This window comes from Butyricicoccus pullicaecorum, assembly GCF_002160355.1.
Classification (GTDB): Bacteria; Bacillota; Clostridia; order Oscillospirales; family Butyricicoccaceae; genus Butyricicoccus; species Butyricicoccus pullicaecorum.
On record NZ_NFKK01000050.1, the window covers coordinates 1 to 898 of the forward strand.

General features: G+C 49.9%; 1 protein-coding gene. It reads right to left on the reverse strand.

Annotated features, from left to right (window positions below; translation table 11 throughout):
* Positions 1 to 466 precede the first annotated feature (466 nt).
* On the reverse strand, positions 467 to 682 hold the full coding sequence (locus B5F17_RS15040; RefSeq protein WP_206396761.1) for a hypothetical protein: 216 nt from the start codon (positions 680 to 682) through the stop codon (positions 467 to 469).
* Between the last annotated feature and the right edge of the window lie 216 nt (positions 683 to 898).

Consider the following 898-nt stretch of genomic DNA (forward strand, 5'->3'; position numbering starts at 1 on the left):
TCCGTTCATGACTTGGCCGAACGAGTCGGCCACAGCCTTACGGGAAAATACCCCACCGGGGTATTTTCTGATTCCGCAAGGCTCATGAAAAACGCCTAAAGCGTTTTTCCCATAGCGGCTGGCGCCGCACCTCTCGTTGTTTCGTTTCCCAATCAGGCGGGAGGACTGGAGGTTTCCCTTAGAAGGGGACGGAAAGCAAGGGATGGACAACCTACGGTTTTCCACCCCTTGCGACCCCGTTTTCCCTTTCCGTCAGATGTACATTTCAGCCGCCGACAGGGTGGGAATGTACGAGCTCCGCACAGCGGGTGCGAGCCGTCCGGCGCTCCCGGTTGTGCTGGGACTACGCTGTGACAATATACTTTGGGGAACGACTACGAACTAAGTAACGGTTTTGTACGGTCAGGGCGCTCAGTGCGGCAGTATGATCTGCTTTTGCGGTGCTTATCTGCGCGCCCTGGCTTCCTTATTGCTCTATGATCCAGAATTCTCTCATAAAATGAGAATGTCCACAAGAGCAAATAAAATTTTTCAGTGTGCGCGTCGAGTTATCTTCCCGGGCGGCGTCAGACACCTTGCGGAAATAGAAAATGCCCCAGTGGGGCGTTTTCCGGTAATCTTGTGGATTATAAAAATATTCCTGTGGAATATTTTTCCGCAAGGCTGTGGTTGGCTCTGCCAACCAAGTCAGAAAATCTATGCAGTGTTTAAACAGCAAAAGACGGTCAAGGCCCTAACGGAGAACGGATTTATCGCAAATTTCCAGTCTTCTTATCTAAATCTTATATTACTTTTTCAGATAAAACAAAAAGCAGTCTATACAGACTGCTTTTTCGTGTGCGCGTCGAGTTATCTTCCCGGGCCGTCGCCAGCCAAGTATTGTCACCGTAAATGAGCT